Origin of the sequence: Leifsonia sp. fls2-241-R2A-40a, from assembly GCF_030209575.1 — a bacterium.
Classification (GTDB): domain Bacteria; phylum Actinomycetota; class Actinomycetes; order Actinomycetales; family Microbacteriaceae; genus Leifsonia.
On the sequence record NZ_JARVRS010000001.1, the window covers coordinates 2,676,103 to 2,699,235 of the forward strand.

The 23,133-nt window shown below is 69.9% G+C and carries 21 protein-coding genes; 11 read left to right on the plus strand and 10 right to left on the minus strand.

All coding sequences use genetic code 11. The features are described from left to right. Nucleotides 1–60: 60 nt before the first annotated feature. From QRN40_RS13285 to QRN40_RS13295, 3 genes are all read left to right on the plus strand, one after another. Complete coding sequence (locus QRN40_RS13285) at nucleotides 61–807, plus strand: class I SAM-dependent methyltransferase (RefSeq protein ID WP_285116152.1); 747 nt, start codon at nucleotides 61–63, stop codon at nucleotides 805–807. A gap of 55 nt (nucleotides 808–862) precedes the next feature. Beyond that, the gene (gene ychF, locus QRN40_RS13290; RefSeq protein WP_285116153.1) at nucleotides 863–1,936 is read left to right on the plus strand and encodes a redox-regulated ATPase YchF; all 1,074 of its coding nucleotides are present in this window, start codon (nucleotides 863–865) and stop codon (nucleotides 1,934–1,936) included. 602 nt (nucleotides 1,937–2,538) lie between these two features. Further along, nucleotides 2,539–4,170: a cell wall-binding repeat-containing protein gene (locus tag QRN40_RS13295; protein ID WP_285116155.1), complete on the plus strand. Its 1,632-nt coding sequence runs from the start codon at nucleotides 2,539–2,541 to the stop codon at nucleotides 4,168–4,170. A gap of 207 nt (nucleotides 4,171–4,377) precedes the next feature. On the opposite strand, the gene QRN40_RS13300 is transcribed toward QRN40_RS13295, so the two are convergent. Then, nucleotides 4,378–4,923: a sugar O-acetyltransferase gene (locus QRN40_RS13300; RefSeq protein WP_285116156.1), complete on the minus strand. Its 546-nt coding sequence runs from the start codon at nucleotides 4,921–4,923 to the stop codon at nucleotides 4,378–4,380. 110 nt (nucleotides 4,924–5,033) lie between these two features. Here QRN40_RS13300 and QRN40_RS13305 point away from each other — a divergent pair, with 110 nt between their 5' ends. Beyond that, the gene (locus QRN40_RS13305; protein WP_285116157.1) at nucleotides 5,034–5,495 is read left to right on the plus strand and encodes a DUF8821 family protein; all 462 of its coding nucleotides are present in this window, start codon (nucleotides 5,034–5,036) and stop codon (nucleotides 5,493–5,495) included. A 28-nt stretch (nucleotides 5,496–5,523) separates the two neighbouring features. Here the strand turns inward: QRN40_RS13305 and QRN40_RS13310 are convergent, their stop codons facing one another. The 4 genes from QRN40_RS13310 to QRN40_RS13325 form a co-directional block, all read right to left on the minus strand. Then, a complete protein-coding gene (locus QRN40_RS13310; RefSeq protein WP_285116158.1) occupies nucleotides 5,524–6,186 on the minus strand; it encodes an alpha/beta hydrolase family protein in 663 nt (220 codons plus the stop codon). 414 nt (nucleotides 6,187–6,600) lie between these two features. After that, nucleotides 6,601–7,287, minus strand: a complete 687-nt coding sequence (locus tag QRN40_RS13315) for an MgtC/SapB family protein (RefSeq protein ID WP_285116159.1) — start codon at nucleotides 7,285–7,287, stop codon at nucleotides 6,601–6,603. Between the two features lie 62 nt (nucleotides 7,288–7,349). Continuing rightward, nucleotides 7,350–8,759 (minus strand): MFS transporter, encoded by a 1,410-nt coding sequence (locus QRN40_RS13320; RefSeq protein WP_285116160.1) that lies wholly within the window; start codon nucleotides 8,757–8,759, stop codon nucleotides 7,350–7,352. A gap of 48 nt (nucleotides 8,760–8,807) precedes the next feature. Continuing rightward, nucleotides 8,808–9,053, minus strand: a complete 246-nt coding sequence (locus tag QRN40_RS13325; RefSeq protein ID WP_285116161.1) for a hypothetical protein — start codon at nucleotides 9,051–9,053, stop codon at nucleotides 8,808–8,810. Nucleotides 9,054–9,139: 86 nt separating this feature from the next. Between QRN40_RS13325 and QRN40_RS13330 the strand changes: the two genes are divergently transcribed. Together QRN40_RS13330 and QRN40_RS13335 are read left to right on the plus strand one after the other, a co-directional pair. Further along, on the plus strand, nucleotides 9,140–9,517 hold the full coding sequence (locus QRN40_RS13330; protein WP_285116162.1) for a DUF7882 family protein: 378 nt from the start codon (nucleotides 9,140–9,142) through the stop codon (nucleotides 9,515–9,517). A 1-nt stretch (nucleotide 9,518) separates the two neighbouring features. Then, nucleotides 9,519–9,842: a DUF7882 family protein gene (locus QRN40_RS13335; protein WP_285116163.1), complete on the plus strand. Its 324-nt coding sequence runs from the start codon at nucleotides 9,519–9,521 to the stop codon at nucleotides 9,840–9,842. Between the two features lies 1 nt (nucleotide 9,843). Here the strand turns inward: QRN40_RS13335 and QRN40_RS13340 are convergent, their stop codons facing one another. The 4 genes from QRN40_RS13340 to QRN40_RS13355 all read right to left on the minus strand — a co-directional run bounded on the left by QRN40_RS13340 (nucleotide 9,844) and on the right by QRN40_RS13355 (nucleotide 15,111). Further along, nucleotides 9,844–10,779 carry an NADP-dependent oxidoreductase gene (locus QRN40_RS13340; protein ID WP_285116164.1) on the minus strand — a complete coding sequence of 312 codons (936 nt, stop codon included), beginning with the start codon at nucleotides 10,777–10,779 and terminating at the stop codon, nucleotides 9,844–9,846. A gap of 68 nt (nucleotides 10,780–10,847) precedes the next feature. Beyond that, on the minus strand, nucleotides 10,848–12,065 hold the full coding sequence (locus QRN40_RS13345) for an NYN domain-containing protein (protein WP_285116165.1): 1,218 nt from the start codon (nucleotides 12,063–12,065) through the stop codon (nucleotides 10,848–10,850). A gap of 111 nt (nucleotides 12,066–12,176) precedes the next feature. Continuing rightward, nucleotides 12,177–13,598: an aspartate aminotransferase family protein gene (locus tag QRN40_RS13350; protein ID WP_285116166.1), complete on the minus strand. Its 1,422-nt coding sequence runs from the start codon at nucleotides 13,596–13,598 to the stop codon at nucleotides 12,177–12,179. A 16-nt stretch (nucleotides 13,599–13,614) separates the two neighbouring features. Beyond that, the gene (locus tag QRN40_RS13355; RefSeq protein ID WP_285116167.1) at nucleotides 13,615–15,111 is read right to left on the minus strand and encodes a CoA-acylating methylmalonate-semialdehyde dehydrogenase; all 1,497 of its coding nucleotides are present in this window, start codon (nucleotides 15,109–15,111) and stop codon (nucleotides 13,615–13,617) included. Nucleotides 15,112–15,262: 151 nt separating this feature from the next. Here QRN40_RS13355 and QRN40_RS13360 point away from each other — a divergent pair, with 151 nt between their 5' ends. Then, on the plus strand, nucleotides 15,263–16,870 hold the full coding sequence (locus QRN40_RS13360) for a PucR family transcriptional regulator (RefSeq protein WP_285116168.1): 1,608 nt from the start codon (nucleotides 15,263–15,265) through the stop codon (nucleotides 16,868–16,870). A gap of 111 nt (nucleotides 16,871–16,981) precedes the next feature. Here QRN40_RS13360 and QRN40_RS13365 read toward each other — a convergent pair whose 3' ends face one another. Beyond that, entirely contained in the window at nucleotides 16,982–18,397 is a 1,416-nt protein-coding gene (locus tag QRN40_RS13365; protein WP_285116169.1) for an NAD(P)/FAD-dependent oxidoreductase, read from the minus strand. A 156-nt stretch (nucleotides 18,398–18,553) separates the two neighbouring features. Between QRN40_RS13365 and QRN40_RS13370 the strand changes: the two genes are divergently transcribed. From QRN40_RS13370 to QRN40_RS13385, 4 genes are all read left to right on the plus strand, one after another. Further along, nucleotides 18,554–19,585, plus strand: coding sequence for a LacI family DNA-binding transcriptional regulator (locus tag QRN40_RS13370; protein WP_285116170.1), 1,032 nt, complete (start codon nucleotides 18,554–18,556; stop codon nucleotides 19,583–19,585). A 330-nt stretch (nucleotides 19,586–19,915) separates the two neighbouring features. Beyond that, nucleotides 19,916–21,220: an ABC transporter substrate-binding protein gene (locus QRN40_RS13375; protein ID WP_285116171.1), complete on the plus strand. Its 1,305-nt coding sequence runs from the start codon at nucleotides 19,916–19,918 to the stop codon at nucleotides 21,218–21,220. 89 nt (nucleotides 21,221–21,309) lie between these two features. Then, the gene (locus QRN40_RS13380) at nucleotides 21,310–22,293 is read left to right on the plus strand and encodes a carbohydrate ABC transporter permease (RefSeq protein ID WP_285116172.1); all 984 of its coding nucleotides are present in this window, start codon (nucleotides 21,310–21,312) and stop codon (nucleotides 22,291–22,293) included. Further along, the gene (locus QRN40_RS13385; protein WP_285116173.1) at nucleotides 22,286–23,125 is read left to right on the plus strand and encodes a carbohydrate ABC transporter permease; all 840 of its coding nucleotides are present in this window, start codon (nucleotides 22,286–22,288) and stop codon (nucleotides 23,123–23,125) included. Before QRN40_RS13380 ends, QRN40_RS13385 begins: the two co-directional genes overlap by 8 nt. Nucleotides 23,126–23,133 lie beyond the last annotated feature (8 nt).

A 23,133-nucleotide genomic window follows, 5' to 3' on the forward strand; every position in this document is an offset into this window, starting at 1 on the left:
TGCGAGCACCTCACGATCGCGATCGGGCTCGGGAGGCGTCCCGCGCGTACGATCGGCGGCATGCGATCCCGAAACCAGCGCGACCTCCACGCGGCCTCTTTCGACCGGGCCGCCGACGTCTACGACGCCGCCCGTCCGTCGTATCCGGCCGACGCTGTGACCTGGCTGACGGAGGGGATCGAGGGTCCCGTCCTCGACCTCGGGGCGGGCACGGGCAAGCTCACCGCATCCCTCGTCGACCGGGGTTTCGATGTCACGGCGGTTGATCCGTCGCCGGAGATGCTGCGTGTGCTCGCGGACCGGGTCGAGTCGGTCGACGCCCGTGAAGGGACCGCCGAGCGCATCCCCTCTGCCGATGCCGCCTTCGGTCTGGCGGTCGTCGCGCAGGCGTGGCACTGGGTGGATGCCGACCGCGCCATCCCCGAGGTCGCGCGCGTGTTGCGTCCCGGAGGCCGGATCGGACTGGTCTGGAACGAGCGCGACGAGAGCGTCGCCTGGGTGAAGGAGCTCGGCGAGCTGATGGATGCGGGATCCGCCGCGTTCGACGACGAGTCAGAACCCGAGCTGGCGCCGCCGTTCGGCCCGCTGGAGCGGCACGAGACGCGATGGGTGCAGGCGCTGACCGTCGACGGGCTGCTCGACCTCGCGCGGTCGCGCAGCTACTTCATCACCAAGGATCCGGACGCCCAGGCCGCGGTCATCCAGTCGCTGCGACGGCTGGCGCGCGAGCATCCCGATCTCGCGGGCCGCGACACCTTCGAGCTGCCGTACGTGACCCGCAGCTACCGAGCCACGCGCGAGGGCTGACCGTGCACCGGCCGCCGGGCGTGCGCCTCCCTCCCGGCCCGTAGAATGGACGACCGTGGCTCTCACTATCGGAATCGTCGGGCTGCCCAATGTGGGCAAGTCCACCCTGTTCAACGCGCTGACCAAGAACGACGCTCTGGCGGCGAACTACCCGTTCGCGACCATCGAGCCGAATGTCGGCGTGGTGAACCTGCCCGACCCGCGGCTCGACCGCCTGGCCGAGCTGTTCCACAGTGAGCGCATCGTGCCCGCTCCCGTGTCGTTCGTCGACATCGCCGGCATCGTGAAGGGCGCCAGCGAGGGGGAGGGGCTCGGCAACAAGTTCCTCGCCAACATCCGTGAGGCCGACGCCATCGCGCAGGTCGTGCGCGGTTTCAGCGACGCGGATGTGGTGCACGTCGCCGGCAAGACCGACCCCGCCGGCGACATGGAGACCATCAACACCGAGCTCATCCTCGCTGACCTGCAGACCCTCGAGAAGGCGGAGCAGCGGTACGAGAAGGAGGTCAAGGGACGCAAGCTGGAGCCCGTCGTGCTCGAGACCGCGCGCGCCGCGATCGAGTACCTCAACTCCGGCAAGCCGCTGTCGACGTCGTCCATCGACCTCGAGCCGGTGCGCGAGTTGGGCCTCCTCACCGCGAAGCCGTTCATCTACGTCTTCAACGTGGACGAGGACGTCCTGACCGACGAATCCCGCCGCGCCGAGCTGGCCGCCCTGGTCGCGCCCGCGCAGGCCGTCTTCCTCGACGCCAAGCTGGAGTCCGAGCTGATCGACCTGGACCCCGAGGACGCGGCCGAGCTGCTCGCTTCCACCGGCCAGGAGGAGTCCGGCCTCGACCAGCTGGCCCGCATCGGCTTCGACACGCTGGGCCTCCAGACCTACCTGACCGCCGGCCCCAAGGAGTCGCGCGCGTGGACGGTCCCCAAGGGCGCGAAGGCCCCGCAGGCCGCGGGCGTCATCCACACCGACTTCGAGAAGGGCTTCATCAAGGCAGAGGTCATCTCCTTCGACGACCTGATGGACGCCGGAAGCATCGCCGAGGCCCGCTCCCGCGGCAAGGCCCGCATGGAGGGCAAGGACTACGTCATGCAGGACGGCGACGTGGTGGAGTTCCGCTTCAACGTGTAGCTGACCTGGGTTTCGCTTCGACGTCGAAAACGGAGGAGATCAGCGCCGGGTGGACGGGAATCGTCCTCCGTTCGCTGCGTTCGGGCGGGGTCTCGACGGCGATTTCCTCCCTCCATCGCGGTGCATTGAGGCGGTAGTGAGAAGCTGGCGGCATGTCGCTGAAGCTCAGCTCCGCCGACGGTTCGGCGCGGCTCTTCGAGGCGGCGTTCGCCAGAATCCCGACCGCGAAGACTGCGAATTCGCTTTGTCGCGATTCGCCTCGACTGCCCGGAGTGCGGTGGCTAGGAAGTTCATTTTTGTCGCCCGATCACGGTGGGTAGCTGCCGAACTGGGTAGTCGTGTTCATTCCGTCGTTTTGCCGGCCACATCCCCGCTAGGCTGACGTCGCCCGGCGTGGCCGCCGGCTGAGCAGGGGGAGTCGGCCGATGCGGTCAGGGGTTTATCGGCGTTCGGCCATTTCAGCGATCGTGGTCGCCGGCATCTGTGCCGTATTCGCACCCGTCGGCGTTTCGGCGGCGACAGCCGCCCCTGCGAACACGTCGACGTACACGATCGGTGTTCCTTCCGACCCATACACCGGAGGGACGAGCGGAGATTTCACGGTGCTCGACAACCCGATCACCCCGCAGACGACGTCGATCACGTTCGGCCTCCCGACGGGGGAATGGCAGCGTCGCGGGATCACGCAGGCAACCCTCATGTTGTCTGGCGCCACCGGTGAGAACTGGTCGGGATTCGCCACAATCGATGCGAAGGCGAACTCCGTCACCTTTGCTGTGCTGAACGGAGTCTCCACGGGGACGGTGATACATCCGGATGCCGGCGTGGACGAGTTCGAATTGCGCGGCTATTCATCTCCGGCTGCATCGGTGCCGTTCCCTCCCGCCGAGCGTGATCACGCTTCGCCCGATTACGAATTCAGCCTCCGCGGAACAATTCCTGTGGTCAGCACCGCGGGTCCATCAGCGCTTCATGAATCCCTGGACCGTGGGCGGACCGGTGACCGCGTCAGCGACTATAGAGATTACTGGGCCGTGCCGACGGACCGTGTCCAGGTCAAACGAGGAGACACGATCCGGGTCGTCGGACCTGCCGGATTCTTCTCCGGCGCCTGGGATGCCTACCTTGAGGGCGAGATGGGTCAAGCATGGGATGCCGTTGCTCTCACCCCGAGAATCAGTGCCGACCTGTCCACGCTGACAGTGACCGTGCCGCCTTCTGCCGACTTCACACCCTTCTTCTCGTCGCAATACCGTCCACTGATGCCTGAACTCGACCTGATCAAGGCGGATCGTAGCTCAGTCGTCGAATCGCCCGTCATGGTGACCAATCCCAAGCCGGTCACCGTTACCCGCCTCGCCGGTGCAGACCGTTACGCGACTGCGGTCGCACTGTCTAAGGCAGGCTTCCCGTCTTCGGCGCCGACGGTCGTCGTCGCGACCGGCGCGAACTTCCCGGACGCCCTTGCGGCGGGGCCCGTCGCCGGATTCGTGAACGGCCCTCTGCTGCTGACGGCACCCGGAGCGCTCCGCGCGGACGTCTCCGCAGAGATCACGCGACTGAAGCCGTCGAAGATCATCGTCGTCGGTGGCGTCAACGTCGTCTCCGATGCCGTGGAACGGGAGTTGCGCGCCCTGGCGCCGACCGTCGTCCGCATCGCGGGTAGCAACCGCGAGGAGACGGCCGAAAAGCTGGTGGATTCCGTCTTCGCCTCGGCGCCTCACGTGCTGATGGCGACGGCCAACAACTTCCCCGACGCGCTGGCCGGGGCGACTGCGGCCGATTCGATCATCGGGCCGCTGCTGCTCGTGGACGGAAACGCATCCGCCATCGACGATGCGACCCGAGCCACCCTGCAGCGCCTGGGGACCACCGACGTGACCCTCGTCGGCGGACCAGCGGCGATCAGCCCCCAGCTGGAGGAGAGTGTGAGGGCCTTCGCGCGGGTGGACCGCGCGGCGGGCGCAGACCGGTACGGGACCGCCGTCGCCGTGGCCCAAAGCATCTTCCCCACCAGCTACAACGCCTTCCTCGCTACCGGAAGCAACTTCCCTGACGCTCTCGCCGAGTCGTCGCTCGCCACCACACAGATGGGCCCGCTGTTCACCACCCCGTCGACATGCGTGCCTGCCGCGACCAAGGCGGAGATCCAGTGGCTCGGCATCTCCAACGTCGTGCTGATCGGTGGGCCCGCTGCGCTGGGACCCGGCGTGGCTGCCCTACGGACCTGCTGATTCGGGCTGACTCTCCCTACGGCGACGTGGTCGAGTTCCACCGCAACGTGAAGCTGACCCTGGTCTCGCGCCGCCGAAAACGGAGGAGATGAGCGCCGGGCGGGTGGAAAACCTCCTCCGTTCCCTGCGTTCGGCCGGTCTCTCGGAAGCGATTTCCTCCCTGATCGCGGTTCATCAGGCGGCGGTGAGAAGATGCGGCATGCCGGGCTAGTCCTCCCACGTCCGCCGCACCGCCGCCTTCGTCCCGGTGACGAGGCTGCGCGGAGGGACGTCGTCGGCGACGACCGCGCCGGCGGCGATGACGGAATCCCGTCCGATGGTGACCCCGGGGAGGATGGTCGCGCCGGCGCCGATCCACACGTTCTCGTGCACGTCGATCGGGCCGCCGGTCAGCCAGATCCGGCGATCGGCCGTGTCGACGGGATGACCCACCGTGATGAAGGTGGCCCGGGGAGCCACCATGACGCGCTCGGCGAGCCGGATGCCGGCGTAGTCGAGGAACGTGCAGTTCTGGTTGATGAAGACCCGGTCGGCCAGCTCGAGATTGCGGCCGTGATCGGTGAAGAACGGCGGGTAGATCGTCACGCCGGACCCGAGCGGCCGGCCGAGGATCTGCGCGAAGAGTTCGGCCTTTCCCGCTTCGTCGTCGAAGGGCAGCACGTTGAGGCGCGACGTGAGCGCGGTCACTTCGAGCACGCGACGGGACATCGCCTGGAACTCCGGGCTGTGGATGCGCATGAGCAGGCCGGACATCACATGATCCTCGCGCTGCGACGGCGGGCGGCGAAGCGGACACGCCTGGGCGAGCGAAGGCGACGGCACCGCGCTACGGTGGGTCGGAACGCCGCATCCCAGGAGGAACCATGCCCTACGTCGTCGACTTCGAGAACGTCTCCACCGTCGGACTGGAGTCGTCGCCGGTCGCGGACGCAGCCGCCGGGCTGCGCGCGAACGAGGCGCGCTACTTCCGGAACAAGTACGAGCACACGTTCACGGTCGGGACCGCGGAGGAAGAAGCGGCGGCGGTGGACCGGGTGGCGCGCATCCTGAAGGACGAGCGCGGCATCGTCATCGCGTCGCGTCCGCTCGAAGCGACCGACTTCGAGGTCGACGGGATCCGCATGACCTACGTCTTCTACGAGTCGGGCCTCTCGATCAACGTCATGTACACGCTGGCGGAGGGCGGCAAGCGCGCGGTCGGCTTCAAGCTCTCCGACGGGATGGACGTGCCGGAGGAGCTGTCGGCTTTCAAGTTCGCGCGCCAGCGGTCGAAGCTCGCGGGCACAATCCGCGGGTCCTACTTCGTGATCAAGAGCGAATACTGACGGTCCGGTCGCGGCGTCCCGCCCGGCCTCACAGGAGGCCACGGACGAACTCCCCGACGGTCGTGGACATGAGGTCGCGCACGCCCGCGGCACCCAGCGGCGAGGCCTTCGGCACCTTCATCCCGTGATCGGCGCCGGGCACCTCCACGATCCGGATGCGCGCATCCGCGCCGACTCCGGCTGCCCCGACCTCCGCGGCCAGCGCCGCCGCGCTCCCGAACGTGTCCCCGCCGCCCTGGAGCACCACGACCGGCACGACCGGTTCGAGCAGCTCTTCCAGCCGCGACGCATCCGGCTTTCCCGGCGGATGCAACGGGAACGCGAGACAGACCACTCCCGCCGCATCCACTGCGGCTGCGGTCCGGCAGGCCACGCGCGCGCCTGCGCTCCGGCCGCCCACGACGACCGGCAGCCCGGCCGCCAGCTCGCGCACCCGCGGCGCGGTCTCCGTCCACGCGATGTCCAGGGTCGCCGGGCGGGCCGCGACGCGCTTGCCTGCGACGCGCCACGGTTGCTCGTAACGGACGACGGTGATCCCCTCGGCAGGCAGCCGCGACGCCAGCACGGACAGGTCGACCGCGTCGATTCCGCCGCCCGCGCCGTGACCGAGCCACAGGACAGCCGCGGGGTGCTCGGCGGCGGAGACCGTCAACCGGCCGAGGCCGACGGACGTGGGGACATCGATCTGCATGTCGACGACGCTACCGGGTCCGCCCTCGTACCGGCGGGGGAGGGATCGGCCTGTGGAGAGCCCGTTCCTGTGGAGGGATTCCGCACACCTCGTGCCCTCACCGTCCAGAGCACCCTTGCTTCCGGCGCCGCGCGGGCGGACCATGGAAGTGGCGAAGCGGGCGCCACGGGTCGGATGGGGAAGATCACGATGGTCGCAGACTCACGGGTGTGCAGGGCGTGCGGAGGGCCGATCTCCGCCGAGCGGCGATTGGTGCCGACGTCGCGCGGTTCATGGGCAGTGGTGGCGGTGCCGGTGGGCTGCCGCAATCCGCTGTGTCCACTGTCGGGGACGGAGCAGCGCACCGCTCCGCCGGGGAGCGCCACGCTCGTCGCCTGACAGGCGAGAGACGAGAGGCGTGCGGCACGCGCGGCCTCACTCCACCGGCGCACCGGTCCGGACGGTCGTCACGCCGTCGAGCGCGGCCAATTGCGCGGCGAGCAGCTGGGTGTCGGCTGCGCTCGCACGGATCCGCACGCGGAGCTCGACGCCGTCAGGCCCCGTCGTCCGCCGGAGATCGTGGATGCTCGCCCGGGGGCCGGCGGCCTCGCACACGTCGACCACGCGCGCGAGCGTCTCGCCGCTGGTCGACGCTCGAACCGTCAGGACGGTCACGGAGGTCCGGCGCAGGACCCGCTCGGCGGTCGGGAGCGTTCCCACGGCGATCAGGTGCAGCAGCGTCCCGGCGACCGCGATCACCGGGAGGCCGGCCCCGCAGGCCATCCCCACCGCGGCCGTGACCCAGATGGATGCGGCGGTCGTCAGTCCCACCACGTTTCCACGGTTGACGAAGATGACGCCGGCTCCGACGAAACCGATGCCGGTCACCACCTGCGCAGCGATGCGGGACGGGTCCGTCGTGGGCAGCCCCAGCGGTGCGAAGCCGTACGCCGAGACGAGGGTGAACAGGGCGGACCCCAGGCCGACCAGGATGTGCGTCCGCAGCCCCGCGCTCTTCAGCCGGCGCTCGCGCTCCACCCCGATGACCGCCGACAGCACGAACGCGAGGAGGAGCAGCAGCAGCTGCGTCCAGAGTTCCGTCCCACCCAGCCAGAGGGCCATGCGGGGAGTCTAGGTTCGTCGGGCCTCCCGGCGCACCGCACATCTGCGGCCACCGGGGAGCCTCATCCCTCGGCCGGCTGCGTCGCCTGCTCCGCGCGACCTCGCCCCGGGCGCACGAACACGAGCAGCGCCAGGTGCACCAGCGCCAGCACCGTCGCCACCCCGACGGCCACCAGCCAGCTCCCGGCCGAGGTCCCGCCGCTGAACAGCAGACCGAGCACCGTGGTCGCGACGATCGCGCCGACGTAGCGCGAGGTCTGGAAGATCCCCGCCGCGACGCCGCTGTCCTCCGGGCGGGCCGCCGAGAACAGCGCCTGGTTCATCCCGATGCTGACGACGCAGTAGGGGATGCCGAGAGCCGCCGTCAGCAGCAGCACGGCCCACGGAGCCGTGGTTGCGGCGGCCACAGCCAGCAGCGCGGCGCCGACGACCAGGGCGATCGCTCCGGTGATCAGTGTGGGCCGCAGGCCCGCCGCCTCGATCGCGCGGGCGGCGAGAGGAGTGACGACGATCGTGACCGCCGCCAGCGGGAACATCAGCAGCCCGGCGACGCCCGCACTGTAGCCGCCGTGCGTCTGCAGGTATTGCGGAAGGCCGAAGAACGCCGAGTAGTACACGACGTTGAAGATCGCGAACGACAGGTAGACGAGCAGAAGCCGCCGGTTCGCCGCGAGCAGGCGCAGGTCGAGGAACGGGTGGGAGGTGCGCAGCTCGCGCCAGACGAACAGCGCGCCGGCTACCGCGCAGACGGGCAGCAGCCACCACAGAGGCCGCGGGTTCAGGTCGAGTAGGAAGACCAGCAACGACGTCAGCGTGGCGATGAAGAGCAGGATGCCCGGGATGTCCGATTCCGCGAGCGTCCGGGCCAGAGGCGTCCGCTCGCGAGCGGCGTCCCGCGGAGCGTACAGCCACGCTCCCGCGAACGCGAGCAGGGCCAGCGGCACGTTCACCCAGAAGATGGACTGCCAGCCCAGGAAGGTGATCAGCGCACCGCCGAGCACCGGCCCGATGGCCGCGCCCGAGGTGTTGGCGATCTGGATGCGCCCCAGCAGCCGCGGCGTGCCGACGCCCGAGTCCCGCGAGAGCGGACGCAGCATGGCGATCGCCGACGGGAAGGCGGTCGCCGTGCCCACCGCGAGCGCCACCCGCCCGGCGCAGACGGCGGCGAACGATCCCGCGAACGGTGTGGCGGCGCACGCGAGCGCCACGACGAGCATCCCGAACAGGAAGAGCCGGCGTGGGCCGAACCGGTCGGCCAGGCGCCCCATCAGCGGCTGGCCTGCGGCGGACGCCAGGTAGAAGGAGGTGATCACCCAGGTGACCGCGGTCACATCCACGCCGAAGTCGTGCTGCAGCGGCACCAGAGCCACAGCGATCATCGACGAGTTCAGCGGATTGAGGAGCGTGCCGAGGCTGAGCACGGCCACCGCGGCGCCGGTGCGCGGGCGTCGGGGATCGGCGGGGGGAGTCACTCAGGCAACGCTACCCGCGCGGGAGCGGACGGCCGTCGCGCCTTCGGTTCAGTCGCGGAGGTCGTCCGTGGTGACCGGGACGGTCGAGCGGTAGGGGTAGGCGGGCATGGACGAGTACTCCTGCTCGTCGGCCAGCTCGTACACGTCGTAGGCCAGGGCTCCAGCGAACGTGGTGGCGACGCGGATCTCGCCCGGCGGGCATCCACCGATCAGGGGAACGACGACGACGCTGTCCAGAGTCCGGCCGTCCTCGTAGAGGAGGGCCGCTTTGATGGTTCGCGTGAGAGCGTCCATGTTCGGACTTTACGGCGGTGCACGCACTGCTGACTTGACGGCGCGCGGTCGTTCCGAGAAAGTGTTGACACCAGGGAGGGAGTCGCGTGGGAACGCTGATCTACGACGGTGCGGACGGCTTCACGTTCGACGACCGGGTGCTCGCGCACCTGCAGGCGGTCATCCAGACGAAGTTGCGCCGCCGGGAGGGCTTCCTGCTGATCTGGATGGACCGGACGGCCGGCCCGGAGGCGATACTGCGGTCGATCTGGCTGGACCCGTCGATCTCCCTGCAGTTCGTATTCGCGAAGCCCGTGCTGCCGGAGCTGAACCGGGACTGGCTGACCATCCTCAGCGAGCGTGCGAACAGCAACTCGGGGCTGATGCTGGAGGATGAGCTGCGCGCGGAGATCCGCGAAGAGATGCCGCAGGGCAGCTACCGCGAGAGCAAGGCGAAGAACGGGAAGCGTCAGAACGGGGCATGAGGTGGGCACGCTCATCTACGGCTACTCGTCCCAGAAGTACGACTTCGACGACCGCACGCTTGCGCACGTCAAGATGGCGCTCGTCACCAAGCTGCGGAGGCACGAGAGCTTCCTGCTGAACTGGCAGTTCCCGGCGGAACTGGGCGGCGGCCGTGTCAGTCTCTGGATCAGCCGCGAAGTCCCGATGGCCTTCGTGTTCAGCAGCAGCCGGCCCGCGAAGCTGAACGAGCGGTGGATGGAGGCACTCCTGCAGTCCAGCCAGCGCACCGGGGGCATGGTGATCATCTCCGAGCAGGAGGCAGAAGGACTGCATCCCGGCGCCTGAGCTAGGGGAGCAGCGCGAGCTTTCCGCCCGGGTGCCCGTCCGCCAGGAAGGCCAGCGCTTCCTGCGCCTCCGCCAGTGGATACGTGCGGGCGATCGGAACCTGCAGCCGACCGCTGCCGGAGAGCTCGAGCAGGCGACCCCGGGCCGCGTCGCGGAACGCCTGGCTTTCCGGCTGCGCCCCGAAGACCGCGAGGATTCCCTCCTGCTCGGCGCGCTGGGCGTCGACGATGGTCACGATGCGCCGACGGTCGGGGACCAGCTGCAGCGAGACGTCGATCGCTTCGGAGGTGCCCACGGTGTCGAGCGCCGCAGCGATCGGCCCCTGGGCGGCCTCGACGGCGCGCTCGGCTAGGCCCGGTCCATACGCGATCGGCACTCCGCCGAACCGGCGCACCCGCGCGAAACTCTGCTCCGCCGCTGTGCCGATCACCCGGACCCCGAGTTCCGCCGCCTGCTGCAGGATGCTCACGCCGACGGCACCGGACGCCCCGTGCACGAGGATCGTCTCGCTGGCGCGCACGTGCGTCACGTCCAGCATCTGAGCCGCCGTCGTTCCCACCAGGAGGAGGTTCGCGGCCTCCTCGTCGGCGAGCCGCTCGGGCTTGGCGAACACATCCTTGGTCGCGACCGTGACCTCGGTCGCATACCCGCCCTGGATGCGGTACGCCACCACGGCGTCACCCACCGCGCCCCCTCCGGAAGCGATCTCGGTGTCGGGCCCGATCGCGGTGATGACGCCGGCGACCTCGTAGCCGATCGGCACGGGTAGCTCCAGACCGGGGCGCGGAGCCGACACGTGCTTGTAGTCCGCCGGGTTCACACCCGCGGCGCGAACCGCGACGGTGACCTCTCCCTGCCGGGGTTCAGGTGTCTCGACCTCCGCGAACTCCCACGTCTCCGGTCCACCCCACCGCGTCGCTCTCCACTGTCGTGCCATGGCCGCAGTCAACTCCGGCCGGCTGTGTGCGGGCTCAAGAAGTGTGCCGGCTCAAGAAGTGCGCCGCCTCACGAAGCGGAGACCCGATCCGTGGCCCGGCCGCTGTGCCGTGCCCGCCGCGGCCGAGTGGGGGCGAGGCGGAGCATCTGCGCGGTCGAACTGTCGTCGAGCTCCACCAGGTCGCTGCGCGACTTGATGAAGTCGCTGAACGACCGGTAGCCGAGTGCCTTCTCGCTGAAGGACGGGTCCATCCGCTTCATCTGGCCTTTGACGGTCGAGCTGTGCAGCCACGGAGAGTCGTCCTTCTCGTGGCCCAGCTGCATGGCGCGCGCGAGCAGGCGCGTCGCGACGTGCTGCGGGTCCTCCGCCTGCTCCTCCTCGTCGGTGTCGACGTCCGCTGCCGCGGACCGCCGGCGGCCGCCGCGCTTGGGGCGCTCGGCGGGTTCCGGTGTCTCGTCGCCGCCTGCCACCTCGCCGGCCGCGGCCGCATCGCCGGAGTCGCCGACGCCGGTCACGGCAGCTCCATCGGCTACGGCGCCGGCGGCGGCTCCATCTGCAGCGGAACCTTCGGCGGCAGCCGCCGCCTTCGCTCCTCGCCGCGAGCGGCTGCGGGCGGGTGCCGCGGTAGCGGTCGCGGCGTTGCCGTGCGCAGCGACGACCTCGGCGTCACTGCCCTCGACCTCGCCGATCTCCAGCTCCTCGGCGTCGGCGGCCTCGTCCCGGGCGACCCCGGGCAGGTCGTCGTAGCTGACGAACTCGTCGCACGCTGCGGCGAGAGACTTCGCGGTGGATCCGGCCACGCCGATCCCGATGACGTACCGGCCGAGCCGCTTCACCCGCTGGGCCAGCGGCACGTAGTCCGAGTCGCCCGCCACGATCACGACGTGCGTGAGTTCGGGGAGACGGAAGGCGTCCTCCACTGCGTCGACGGCGAGCCGGATGTCGGCGCCGTTCTTCGCGTACGCGGCAGCCGGGAACAGCTGCACGAGGTCGACCGCCCGGCCGACCAGCTGGCCGCGGTACTCGGCGTTGACCGCCGACGACCAGTCGGCGTAGGCGCGGGTGAGGACCAGCGTGCCGAAGGACGAGGCGAAGTCGATCACCGCGCCGAGGTCGACGCGCGCTTCGGCCAGCTTCTCGGCGAATCCCGTCTTCGGCTGGCTGGAGCTCGACTTCGGGCGGTCGCGCATGTACGTGCCGCGACCGTGCACCTGGTCGTAGCGCGAGATGACGATGTTGTCGAAGTCGATGTAGACAGCGACGCGGCCGTCTCCGGGTTCACTCATGCTGCCACGATATCCCGCGCCCGCCTCGGTGGAGTCGGGCGGGCGCGGGATGGGGAGGACCCGGAGGCTGTGGACGACGCCGCGCGCACACGCCGATCCCGGCGCGGACGGTCAGCCGCGGACGTAGCGATCGGCAACGTTCAGAGCCGCGTCGATCGCCGCCAGCCCGCGCCGCAGCTCGTCCTCGGAGATGACCAGCGGAGGCGCGACGTGCACCCGGTTGAAGTGCGTGAAGGGCCACACCCCGGCCGCTTTGCACGCCGCCGCGACCTCCGCCATCGGCGCCGCATCCGATCCCGCCGCGTTGAACGGGACGAGCGGTTCGCGCGTGTCGCGGTCCCGCACCAGCTCGAGCGCCCAGAACAAGCCCCGTCCGCGCACCTCGCCCAGCGAAGGATGCCGGTCGAGCCACGAGCGCAGCTCCGGCTCGACGACGCGCGAGCCCAGGTCTCGCACCCGCTCCAGCACGCCGTCGCGCTCGAAGACCTCGAACGTGGCGACCCCGGCCGCGCACGCGAGCGGGTGCCCGGAGTAGGTCAGCCCGCCCTGGAACGCCACGTCGTCGAAGTACGACGCGATCTCGTCGGAGATGACGACGCCGCCGAGCGGCACGTAGCCCGAGTTGACGCCCTTGGCGAAGGTGATGAGGTCGGGGACCACACCGAACGCATCCACCGCGAACCACTCGCCGACCCGGCCGAAGCCGACCATGACCTCGTCGGCGATGTACACGATCCCGTAGCGGTCGCACAGCTCGCGGACGCCGGCGAGATAGCCCGGCGGCGGAACGAGCACACCGTTCGTCCCGACGATCGTCTCGGCGATGATCGCCGCGACGGTGGTGGCGCCCTCCAGCACGATCACGTTCTCGAGGTGCTCGAGGGCGCGCTGCGTCTCCTCCTCGGGCGTCGTCGAGTGGAAGGCGCTGCGGTAGGAGTACGGCCCGAAGAAGTGCGCCACGGACGGGTCGCTCGGCTCGTTGGCCCACCGCCGCGGGTCGCCGGTGAGCGCGATCGCGGTCGCGGTGCCGCCGTGATACGAGCGGTACATCGACAGGACCTTCTGACGCCCGGTCACCCGGCGCGCGAGGCGGACGGCGTACTCGTTCGCATCCGCTCCGCCGTTGGTGAAGAACACCTTGTTCAGGGTGCCGGGTGCGACGTCGGCGATGCGGCGGGCCAGCTCCCCGCGCACGTCGTTCGCCATCGACGGCTGGATGGTCGTGAGCCGCCCCGCCTGCTGCTGGATGGCCGCGACGAGGTCCGGATGCTGGTGGCCGAGGTTCAGGTTGACCAGCTGGGAGCTGAAGTCGAGGTAGGCGTTGCCCTCGTAGTCCCAGAAGGTCGAGCCTTCGCCGGCGGCGATCGGGAGCGGGTCGATCTTCGCCTGCGCACTCCACGAGTGGAAGACGTGGGTGCGGTCGTCGCTGCGCACCTGCCGCTCGGCCGCAGCGTCGCCGAACGCGTGCTCGACGCCGTTCCGATCGACGTAGCCCGTCCGCGAGTCTGCGGCGGTCTGGATGGTGTCGGTCATTTCTCTGCGCCTTCGATCAGGAGTTGCCGGGGAACGAGAGCTCGATGCGCGAGTGCACCGGGTCGGGCCACCGCGTGGTGACCACCTTGCTCCGCGTGTAGAAGTGGAACGACTCGGGACCGTAGATGTGCGAGTCACCGAACAGCGAGTTCTTCCAGCCGCCGAACGAGTACGCACCGACCGGCACCGGGATGGGGACGTTGATGCCGACCATCCCGACCTCGACCTCGAACTCGAAGCGGCGGGCGGCGCCGCCGTCGCGGGTGAACAGCGCCACGCCGTTGCCGTACGGGTTGTCGTTGATGAGCTCGATCGCCTCGTCGAAGGTGTCGACGCGCACGACCGACAGCACAGGCCCGAAGATCTCGTCGTCGTACGCCTTCATCCCGGGCTTCACATGGTCGAGCAGGCTGACGCCGACGAAGAAGCCGTCGCCGTCGAAGGTGCGCTGGGTGCCGTCCTCGACGACCGTCGCTCCTTCGGCGGCCGCGCCGGTCACGTAGGAGGCGACCTTGTCGCGGTGCTCGCGCGTGATCAGCGGGCCCATCTCGCTCGACGCATCCGTACCGGGGCCGATGCGCAGAGCATCCAGTCGCGATTGGATGGCGGGAACCAGCCGGTCGCCAACGTCGCCGACCGCGACCAGCACGCTCACGGCCATGCAGCGCTCGCCGGCGGAGCCGTAGGCGGCCGAGACGGCGGCGTCCGCGGCGGCGTCGATGTCGGCGTCGGCCAGCACCACCATGTGGTTCTTGGCGCCGCCGAGGGCCTGCACGCGCTTGCCGTTGCCGGAGGCGCGCTGGTAGATCGAGCGGGCGATCGGGGTCGAGCCGACGAACGAGACGGCGGAGACGTCGGGGGAGTCGAGGATGGCGTCCACCGCCTCCTTGTCGCCGTGCACGACGTTCAGCACGCCGTCGGGCAGGCCGGCCTCGCGGAACAGCTGCGCGAGGAAGACGGAGGCGCTCGGGTCCTTCTCGCTCGGCTTCAGCACGACGGTGTTGCCGCACGCGATGGCGCTGGCGACCATCCACAGCGGGACCATCACGGGGAAGTTGAACGGGGTGATGCAGCCGACCACGCCGACCGGCTGCTTGACGCTGTGCACGTCGATGCCGCTCGAGACCTGCTCGCTGAACTCGCCCTTCAGCTTGTCGATGAGGCCGGAGGCGAACTCGACGTTCTCGAGGCCGCGTCCGATCTCGCCCGCAGCGTCCGAGAGCACCTTGCCGTGCTCGCTGGTGACGATGGCGGCGAGCTCGTCCCGGCGCTCGGTCAGCAGGTGGCGGAGGCGGAAGAAGACGTCGGCGCGCTTGGTCAGACTGGTGGCGCGCCAGGCCGGAAAGGCGGCGCGCGCGGCCGCGATGGCCCGTTCCGTCTGGGCGGCGTCGGCGAGGGCGACGTCGTGCTGGCGCTCGCCGGTGGCCGGGTTGAAGACCGGGCCGGTGCGGAGCTCCAGGGTGTGCTCGGCGGGCGTCTCCTCGCCGGCGATGAAGTGGCGGATCAGGGCCACGGGGATCCTCCTCGCGGTTTCGCCGGACGTTCTGCCCGGCGGTGACAGTAGGCTTACATCCCCATGATCACAGAGCGGAGGGGCGCGAGCGATGGCAGATCGTCGGGACCCGGCCACGGGTCGAACAGTCCGTCCGGAAGCGTCGGCGCCGGTGACATCCGTGCTTCCGACGATCCGCGAGGTGCTGCGGATGGAGCCGGTCGCGGGCGCGCTGCCCGAGGTCGTGACCGGCCGGGACCGGCTGGATGCGCCCGTGCGCTGGGTGCACGTCGCCGAGACCGCGGAGGCGGCACGGCTCGGTTCGGGCGGCGAACTGCTGCTCGCGACGGGCGTCGGCTGGCCCGCTGAGGACGCGGCCCTCCGGCGACTCGGACGGGTGCTGATCGAGGCGGAGATCGCCGGCCTCGTGCTCGAGCTGGGACCGCCGATGCCCGCTGCTCCGGCCGCGCTCGTCGACGAGTTCGCGGCGGCCGGGCTGCCGTTCGCGGTGCTGCACCGGGAGGCGCGCTTCGTGGCGATCACGGAGGCCGTGCACTCCCGGATCATCGCCGAGCAGATGGCCGCGCTGCGCGCGCGGGACGACATCCACGCCCTGTTCACCGACCTCAGCCTGCGCGGGAGCCCGGCCGACTTCATCGTGGAGCAGGCGGCGCGCGTCCTCGGCTCGCCGGTCGTGCTGGAGGACACCAGCCACCGTGTGATCGCCGCCGCCGGGGAGCTCGGCGAGGCGGAGACCCGCGGCGCGGAGCTCAGCGGCTGGGAGCAGCGCTCCCGCGCAGCGCACCGGTCGGGGGACGGCGACTGGACGATCGTGCCGGTCGAAGCGAGGGGGATGCGCTGGGGCCGGCTCGTCGGGCTTCCCGGGGAGCCGCATCCCGCCGGCCGGACGAACGTGCTCGAGCAGGCGGCGGTGGCGCTCGCGCTCAGCCGGCTGTCCGATCGCGACGAGGACGAGTGGACGCGGCGCAGCCACGATGCGCTGCTCGCGGCCCTGCTGGGTCGCCGGTTCTCGGGGGACGGCGGCATCACGGCCCGCTTCGAGGCGGTCGGGCTCCCCATCGTCGGGCGTCCGGTCGCCGGGGCGGCCGTGCGCCTGCGGTCCGGGACGCTGCCGGTGCCGGCTACGGCGCGCGCGGTCGAGGCGGCGCGGTCGGCGGGTGTGGATGCGGTCGCCGGGCGGCATCCCGAGCAGGCGGGGACGCTCGTGGTCGCGGTCTCCGGCCGCCCGGGTGCCCGGCTCGACGACGCGGTGTTCCAGGCGATCGCCGAAGCCGCCGGATCCGTTCGGCTCGACGACCCGGCGACCGTCGTCGCCGTGGGGTCGGACGCGCGCGGGATCACCGGGCTGCTGTCGTCGCTGGAGGAGGCGGTCGAACTGGCGACGGGAGCGCCCACACCCCCCGAGGCGCGCCTCGGCCGCCGGCCGGTGGTGCAGCGCGTGCAGCACCGTCCGCTGCTCCGGCTGGTCAACGCCCTGGGCAACGACCCGCGGATGCTGGAGCACACGGAGCAGATGCTGCGCCCGCTCATCGAGCACGACCTCGCGACCGGCGGCGACCTGGTGGAGGTGCTCCGGGCGTACCTCAGCCACCCCGGCAACCGCACCCGCGCCGCCGCCGCGAGCCATCTGTCCCGGTCGGTCTTCTACCAGCGCATCGCCCTCATCGAAGAGCTGCTCGGGATGGACCTGGACGAAGGCGAGACCGTCGCGGCGCTCCACGCGGCCGTTCTGGCGCGCGGTCGGACGTCCTCCCGCTGACCGCCGGCGTCCGTCCCGTTTCTCGATTTGCGCCAAATCGTGGTTCTGCGCCCCGCAGAACCACGATTTGGCGCAAATCTTCCGTCAGCAGCTTGGGAGAGGCCGCGGCCGTCAGGAGTCGAAGCCGAGGCCGACCGCATCCAGCGTGCGCAGGAAGGCGTTGCGGTGCCCGGACCGGTGGTCGGCCTGGTCGAGCGACCACCGGGTGAGGTTGATGCCGAGGGATGCCGCCGGCTCCGGCGGGAACGGGATCGGGCGGCTGCGCACCATCTCCAGCTCGGTCCGTTCGGTCGTCCGACCGGCGAGCAGGTCGAGCATCACCTTCGCGCCGAAGTGCGTCGCGGCGACGCCCAGGCCGGTGTAGCCCGCGGCGTACGCGACGCGTCCCTCGCGCGCCGAACCGAAGAACGCGCAGAACCGGCTGCAGGTGTCGATCGCGCCGGCCCACCGGTGCGTGAACGTCAGGCCCTCGAGCTGCGGGAAGGTCGTGAAGAAGTGGCTCGCAAGCTGCCGGAAGGTCTCCGGACGGTCCTCGTACGCGGAGCGGACGCGGCCGCCGTAGTGGTACACCGCGTCGTAGCCGCCGAAGAGGATGCGGTCGTCGGCGGTCAGCCGGTAGTAATGGAACTGGTTCGCCGAGTCGCCGATGCCCTGCCGCCCCATCCAGCCGATCGACTCCCGCCGTGATGCGCTGAGCGGCTCCGACATCAGGACGTAGTCGTACACGGGGACGGTTGCGAGGCGGTTCCGGCGCAGCAGGCTGGGGAACACGTTCGTCGCGAGCGCCGTGCGCTGCGAGCGGAGGGTCCCGGTCGGGGTCTCCAGTTCCGTCCCGTCGCCGATGCCCTCCACCGGGCTGCGCTCGAATATCTCGACGCCCGCCTCCACGCAGGCGCGTGCCAGTGCCCGCGCGAGCTTCGCCGGGTGGACGAGGGCCGAATCCCTGTGGCGCAGCAGTCCGGCCTCATAGCTGGGGGAGTGGACGAGCGACTGCACCGCATCCCGGTCGAGGAAGGTCGCGTCCGGGCCCGCCGCCTCGCGGAGCCACTCCACCTGGTGCGGCTCGGTGGCGACATCCAGGCCGCCGTTGCGCTCGAACTCCGCGTCGAGCCCCAGCTCGGCGACGGTCGCCTCTATCTCGTCGAGGTTCTGCATCCCGAGCCGCTGCAGGACGTCGAACTCGCTGGGCCAGCGGGAACGGCCGTTCTCGTCGCCGTGGGTGAGGCTGGCCTCGGCGAAGCCGCCGTTGCGCCCGGAGGCAGCCCATCCGATCCTCCGCCCCTCGACGAGGACGACCCGGGCCGACGGGTCCTCGCGCTTCGCCAGCAGCGCCGTCCACAACCCGGTGTAGCCGCCGCCGACCACGGCCAGGTCGCAGCTGACGTCGCCGCGGAGCCGGGGGTAGTGGTCGCCGGGCGCGTCCTCCGTCCAGAACACCGCCTGGCGGGCGGGGGCGAGGGCGTGTCGGACGACCGCGTCGTCGGGTCGTCGCCGCTCGAAGACGGTGCTGGTCCGGGATGGGCTCACGGCCACATTCTGCCGGACGCGCCCGCACCCGTTCGTCGGGAAAGCCGGGACGCTCCGTGCATTCCGTCCGGCGCCGGTTCGGGATGCACGATGCTCGAGGTACGCCGAGCGCGCGAACAAGTAATGTTGGCCGCGCACCAAGGAAGGGAGGCGGCCGTGAGCAACGGAGCGGGGCGCGTGACGATCGCGGGGCTGGCCGACCAGCTGGGGCTGTCGAAGGCGTCGGTCTCGTACGCGCTCAACGGGCTGCCGGGTGTGAGCGAGGAGACGCGGGAGCGGGTGCTGGCCCTCGCCGAGCAGCTGGGATGGCATCCCAGCTCGTCCGCGCGGGCACTGTCGCGTGCGCGCTCGGACACGATCGGCATCGTCCTGCGGCGGGATCCGGGGCTGCTCGGCGCCGAGCCGTACTACATGAGCCTGCTTGCGGGCGTCGAGAGCGAACTCTCGGAGACGGGCCAGTCGCTGCTGCTCCGGATGGTCGGGGCGGACACCGGCCAGGAGGTCGCGGCGTACCGGCGCTGGAGCGCCGAGGCCCGGGTGGACGGAGTGATGTTGTTCGACATCACGTTCGAGGACCCGCGCCCGCAGCTGCTGGAGGAGCTCGGGCTCGCCTACGTGCTGCACGGCAACCGCGAGACCATCGCGCCCGGGAAGGTGCTGCTCTACAACGCCCGGGCGGACGCGGGTCTGCTGGTCGGGCACCTCGCCTCGCTCGGCCACCGGCGCGCACTGCACATCGCGGGTCCCGCCGAGTTCGAGCACGAGAAGGACCGCCGCGACTCGGTCGCCGACCACGGGCGTGAGCTCGGGCTGGAGTTCGTCTTCGCCCCGTCGGACTACTCGATGGAGGCGGGGGAGCGGATCGCCGCGTCGGTGGTGGGCGACGATCCGTCGATCACCGGGGTGCTCACGTCCAACGACCTGCTGGCGCTCGGCGCCCAGACGGCGCTCACCCACGCCGGGCGCGAGGATGTGGCGATCGTCAGCTGGGACGACTCCCTGCTCTGCCGGCTGGGGACGCGTCCCATCACCGCCCTCGACCGGTACCCGGAGGAGCAGGGCCGGAGGTCGACGCGCCTCCTGCTGGACCAGCTGGCCGGCAAGCCCGCGTTCGACCGGCGCGCCCGGCCGAGCCGGCTCGTGCCGCGCGCCACGAGCCTCCGCGCGCCGCAGCCCGCCGCGCGCTGACGCGCCGCTGCCCGCTGACCTGCGCTGCCCGCTGACGCGCCGCCCGCTGACGCGCCTTCCGCCACCACGGGAGGCCGGGCCGTCATTCGTCACGAATCGCGCACATTCGTCACGAATGCCGCCGATTCGTGACGAATCCCGCGGGGCGGGAACGTCGCCGAAGCGTTATCGAAAGCCGCCGGGCAGGCGGACGAGCCGGTATACCCTCGGACGAGGCGAAGTCAAGGATTGACACCTGAACCGGTTAAGTTAGGCTCAGCGTGGCGCTCCCGCGCTCGGCTCTCGCACCAGAGCCGGGATCGCCCCCCATCAAGAGACGAAGGAGTCACAATGAGGAAACGCGCCATTGCCGTCGCGGCAGTCGCCGCTGCGGTCTCGCTCGTGGTCGCGGGCTGCAGCAGCTCGGGATCCGGAGGGTCGTCCAGCGGGGCGACGCTCACCTACTGGGCCAGCAACCAGGGAACGAGCCTCGACAACGACAAGCAGGTCCTCACCCCCGTCCTGGACGACTTCACCAAGCAGACCGGCATCAAGGTCAAGCTCGAGGTCATCGGCTGGAACGACCTGCAGACGCGCATCCAGACCGCCGTCACGTCGGGCCAGGGCCCGGACGTCCTGAACATCGGAAACACCTGGGCCGCCTCCCTGCAGGCGACCGGCGCGTTCCTGCCCTTCGACGACGCCAACATGAAGGCGATCGGCGGCAGCGACAAGTTCGTCAAGGCCGCGCTCGCCACCGGCGGCGCCGAGGGCAAGCCGGTCACCAGCGTCCCGCTCTACGGTCTCGCCTACGGCCTCTACTACAACAAGAAGATGTTCTCCGACGCCGGCGTGCAGCCCCCGACGACGTGGGAGGAACTGGTCACCGACGCGAAGAAGCTCACCAACGGCTCGCAGTACGGCTTCTCGCTCGCAGCGGGCAGCTACACCGAGAACGTCCACTTCGCGTTCATCAACTCGGCCCAGAACGGCGGCGAGTGGTTCGACAAGAAGGGCAACCCGACGTTCGACAGCCAGGCGAACATCGACGGCATCAAGCGCTACCTCGACCTGATGCAGACCGACAAGGTCGTCAACCCGTCGAACGCTCAGTACGACAACGGTGTCCAGGCGGTCAACGACTTCGCCACCGGCAAGGTCGCGATGATCCTCAGCCAGAACAACGCCGACGCCTCCATCGTCGCCAACGGCATGAAGAACGACCAGTACGGCGTCGTGCCGTTCCCGGCCCCGGACGGCGGCAAGCCGATCGCCACCTTCATCGCCGGCATCAACCTGTCGATCTTCAAGAACACGAAGCAGAAGGATGCGGCCCTCAAGTTCGTCAAGTACATGACGAGCAAGGACGTCCAGACCACTCTGGGCAAGCCGTACGCCAGCCTGCCGGTGCTCAACGACGCCAAGGCCGTCTTCACGGACAACGCCGAAGAGGCCGCGACGTTCCAGAAGATCTACAACACCATGTCGAAGCCGCTCCCGCTGGTTCCCGCAGAGGACCAGTTCGAGAACACCGTCGGCAAGGCGATGAACGACATGTTCGCCAAGATCGCCACCGGCAGCACGGTCTCCGACTCCGACATCAAGACCGCGCTGAAGAACGCGCAGGACCAGGTCAAGCAGTCGCTGGGCGGCTGATCCCGGAGACCTGCTCTGCCGGGCGGGGCGCGACCGCATCCGCGGCTCCGCGTCCCGCCCGGTGACAGCCACACCCTGTAAGGAGACCCATGTCGACGACGACAGACGTCCGAGGCCCCGCCGTCACCGTGCCGGCTGCGGCCGCACCGCCCAAGCCGAAGCGCCGCCGCCCGAAGGGATGGTGGCTGCCGTTCATCCTGCTCGCGCCCGCGATCGTGTTCGAGCTCCTCATCCACGTCGTCCCGATGCTCACCGGCATCTGGATCAGCTTCCTGCAGCTCACCAAGTTCTACATCGCGAACTGGGGCGAGGCCCCGTTCGTCGGGCTGAAGAACTACGCCGTCGCCCTCGACTTCAGCGGCTCGGTCGGCCAGGGACTGCTCAAGTCCTTCTTCGTGACCGTCGGCTTCACCATCCTGGTCGTCGGCCTCTCCTGGGCGCTCGGGATGGCCGCGGCCGTCGCGCTGCAGGAGCGCTTCCGCGGGCGGGCGTTCTTCCGCACGCTGTTCCTGGTGCCCTACGCGCTGCCGCTCTACGCGGGCATCATCACCTGGAAGTTCATGTTCCAGAAGGACACCGGCGCGATCAACCACTTCCTGTTCGACAACCTGGGGCTTCCCGGCGACAAGCCGTTCTGGCTGATCGGCGGCAACGCCTTCTGGTCGATCGTCATCGTCGCGATCTGGCGGCTCTGGCCGTTCGCGTTCCTGATGCTGATGGCGGGACTTCAGTCCGTCCCCGCCGAGGTCTACGAGGCCTCCGCGGTCGACGGCGCCAAGCCGTTCCGGCAATGGCGTTCGATCACGCTGCCGATGGTGCGGCCGGTGAACGCGGTGCTGCTGCTCGTGATGTTCCTGTGGACGTTCAACGACTTCAATACGCCGTTCGTCCTGTTCGGGAGCACCGCCCAACCGCCGGGCGGCGACCTGATCTCGTTCCACATCTACAACGCGTCGTTCCTGACCTGGAACTTCGGCTCGGGCGCCGCGATGAGCGTCCTGCTGCTGCTGTTCCTGCTGGTCGTCACCGGCGCCTACCTGCTCGTCGTGAACCGGAGGAACCGCAATGCGTGAGACCCGCTCTTCCCACGTCTTCCGCTGGGTCACCATCGCCTTCCTGACCGTCTTCACGGTGGTGCCGCTGTACGTCATGGTCACCTCGTCGGTGAAGCCGCTGTCGGAGGTGCAGTCCGCGTTCACCTGGTGGCCGCAGACCTTCACCATCCAGCCGTTCATCGATATGTGGACGACCGTCCCGCTCGCCTCGTACTTCGTCAACAGCCTCATCGTGTCGAGCGCTGCGACGCTGATCTCGCTGGTGATCGCCGTCTTCGCCGCCTATGCGGTGTCGCGCTACCGGTTCAAGGGCCGCAACGTGTTCACCACGACGGTGCTGTCGACGCAGATGTTCCCCGGCGTGCTGTTCCTGCTGCCGCTGTTCCTCATCTTCGTGAACATCAACCAGGCGACCGGGATCCAGCTGGTTGGCACCCGCTGGGGACTCATCATCACCTACTTCACGTTCGTGTTGCCGTTCTCGATCTGGATGCTCGCCGGCTACTTCGACAACATCCCGCACGAGCTCGACGAGGCCGCCAAGGTGGATGGGTCGGGCCCGATGGGCGCGCTCTGGCACGTCGTCCTCCCGGCGGCCCGCCCGGGCCTGATCGCGGTCGCGATCTACTCGTTCATGACGAGTTGGGGAGAGGTGCTGTTCGCCTCCGTGATGACGACGGACGAGAACCGGACGCTCGCGGTCGGCCTTCAGCTCTACTCCACGCAGACGAACGTGTACTGGAACCAGATCATGGCGGCTTCGCTGGTGGTATCGGTCCCGATCGTGGTCGCCTTCCTGCTGCTGCAGCGCAACTTCGTCGCCGGGCTGACCGCCGGCGCGGTGAAGTGACGCGCGGC

Coding starts and splice junctions, on each gene's coding strand:
- QRN40_RS13375 (WP_285116171.1), top strand. CDS start 19,916: ATGAGGAAACGCGCCATTGCCGTCGCGGCAGTCGCCGCTGCGGTCTCG.
- QRN40_RS13310 (WP_285116158.1), bottom strand. CDS start 6,186: ATGCAGATCGATGTCCCCACGTCCGTCGGCCTCGGCCGGTTGACGGTC.
- QRN40_RS13285 (WP_285116152.1), top strand. CDS start 61: ATGCGATCCCGAAACCAGCGCGACCTCCACGCGGCCTCTTTCGACCGG.
- QRN40_RS13315 (WP_285116159.1), bottom strand. CDS start 7,287: ATGGCCCTCTGGCTGGGTGGGACGGAACTCTGGACGCAGCTGCTGCTG.
- QRN40_RS13300 (WP_285116156.1), bottom strand. CDS start 4,923: ATGTCCGGCCTGCTCATGCGCATCCACAGCCCGGAGTTCCAGGCGATG.
- QRN40_RS13350 (WP_285116166.1), bottom strand. CDS start 13,598: ATGACCGACACCATCCAGACCGCCGCAGACTCGCGGACGGGCTACGTC.
- QRN40_RS13305 (WP_285116157.1), top strand. CDS start 5,034: ATGCCCTACGTCGTCGACTTCGAGAACGTCTCCACCGTCGGACTGGAG.
- QRN40_RS13340 (WP_285116164.1), bottom strand. CDS start 10,779: ATGGCACGACAGTGGAGAGCGACGCGGTGGGGTGGACCGGAGACGTGG.
- QRN40_RS13345 (WP_285116165.1), bottom strand. CDS start 12,065: ATGAGTGAACCCGGAGACGGCCGCGTCGCTGTCTACATCGACTTCGAC.
- QRN40_RS13380 (WP_285116172.1), top strand. CDS start 21,310: ATGTCGACGACGACAGACGTCCGAGGCCCCGCCGTCACCGTGCCGGCT.
- QRN40_RS13325 (WP_285116161.1), bottom strand. CDS start 9,053: ATGGACGCTCTCACGCGAACCATCAAAGCGGCCCTCCTCTACGAGGAC.
- QRN40_RS13385 (WP_285116173.1), top strand. CDS start 22,286: ATGCGTGAGACCCGCTCTTCCCACGTCTTCCGCTGGGTCACCATCGCC.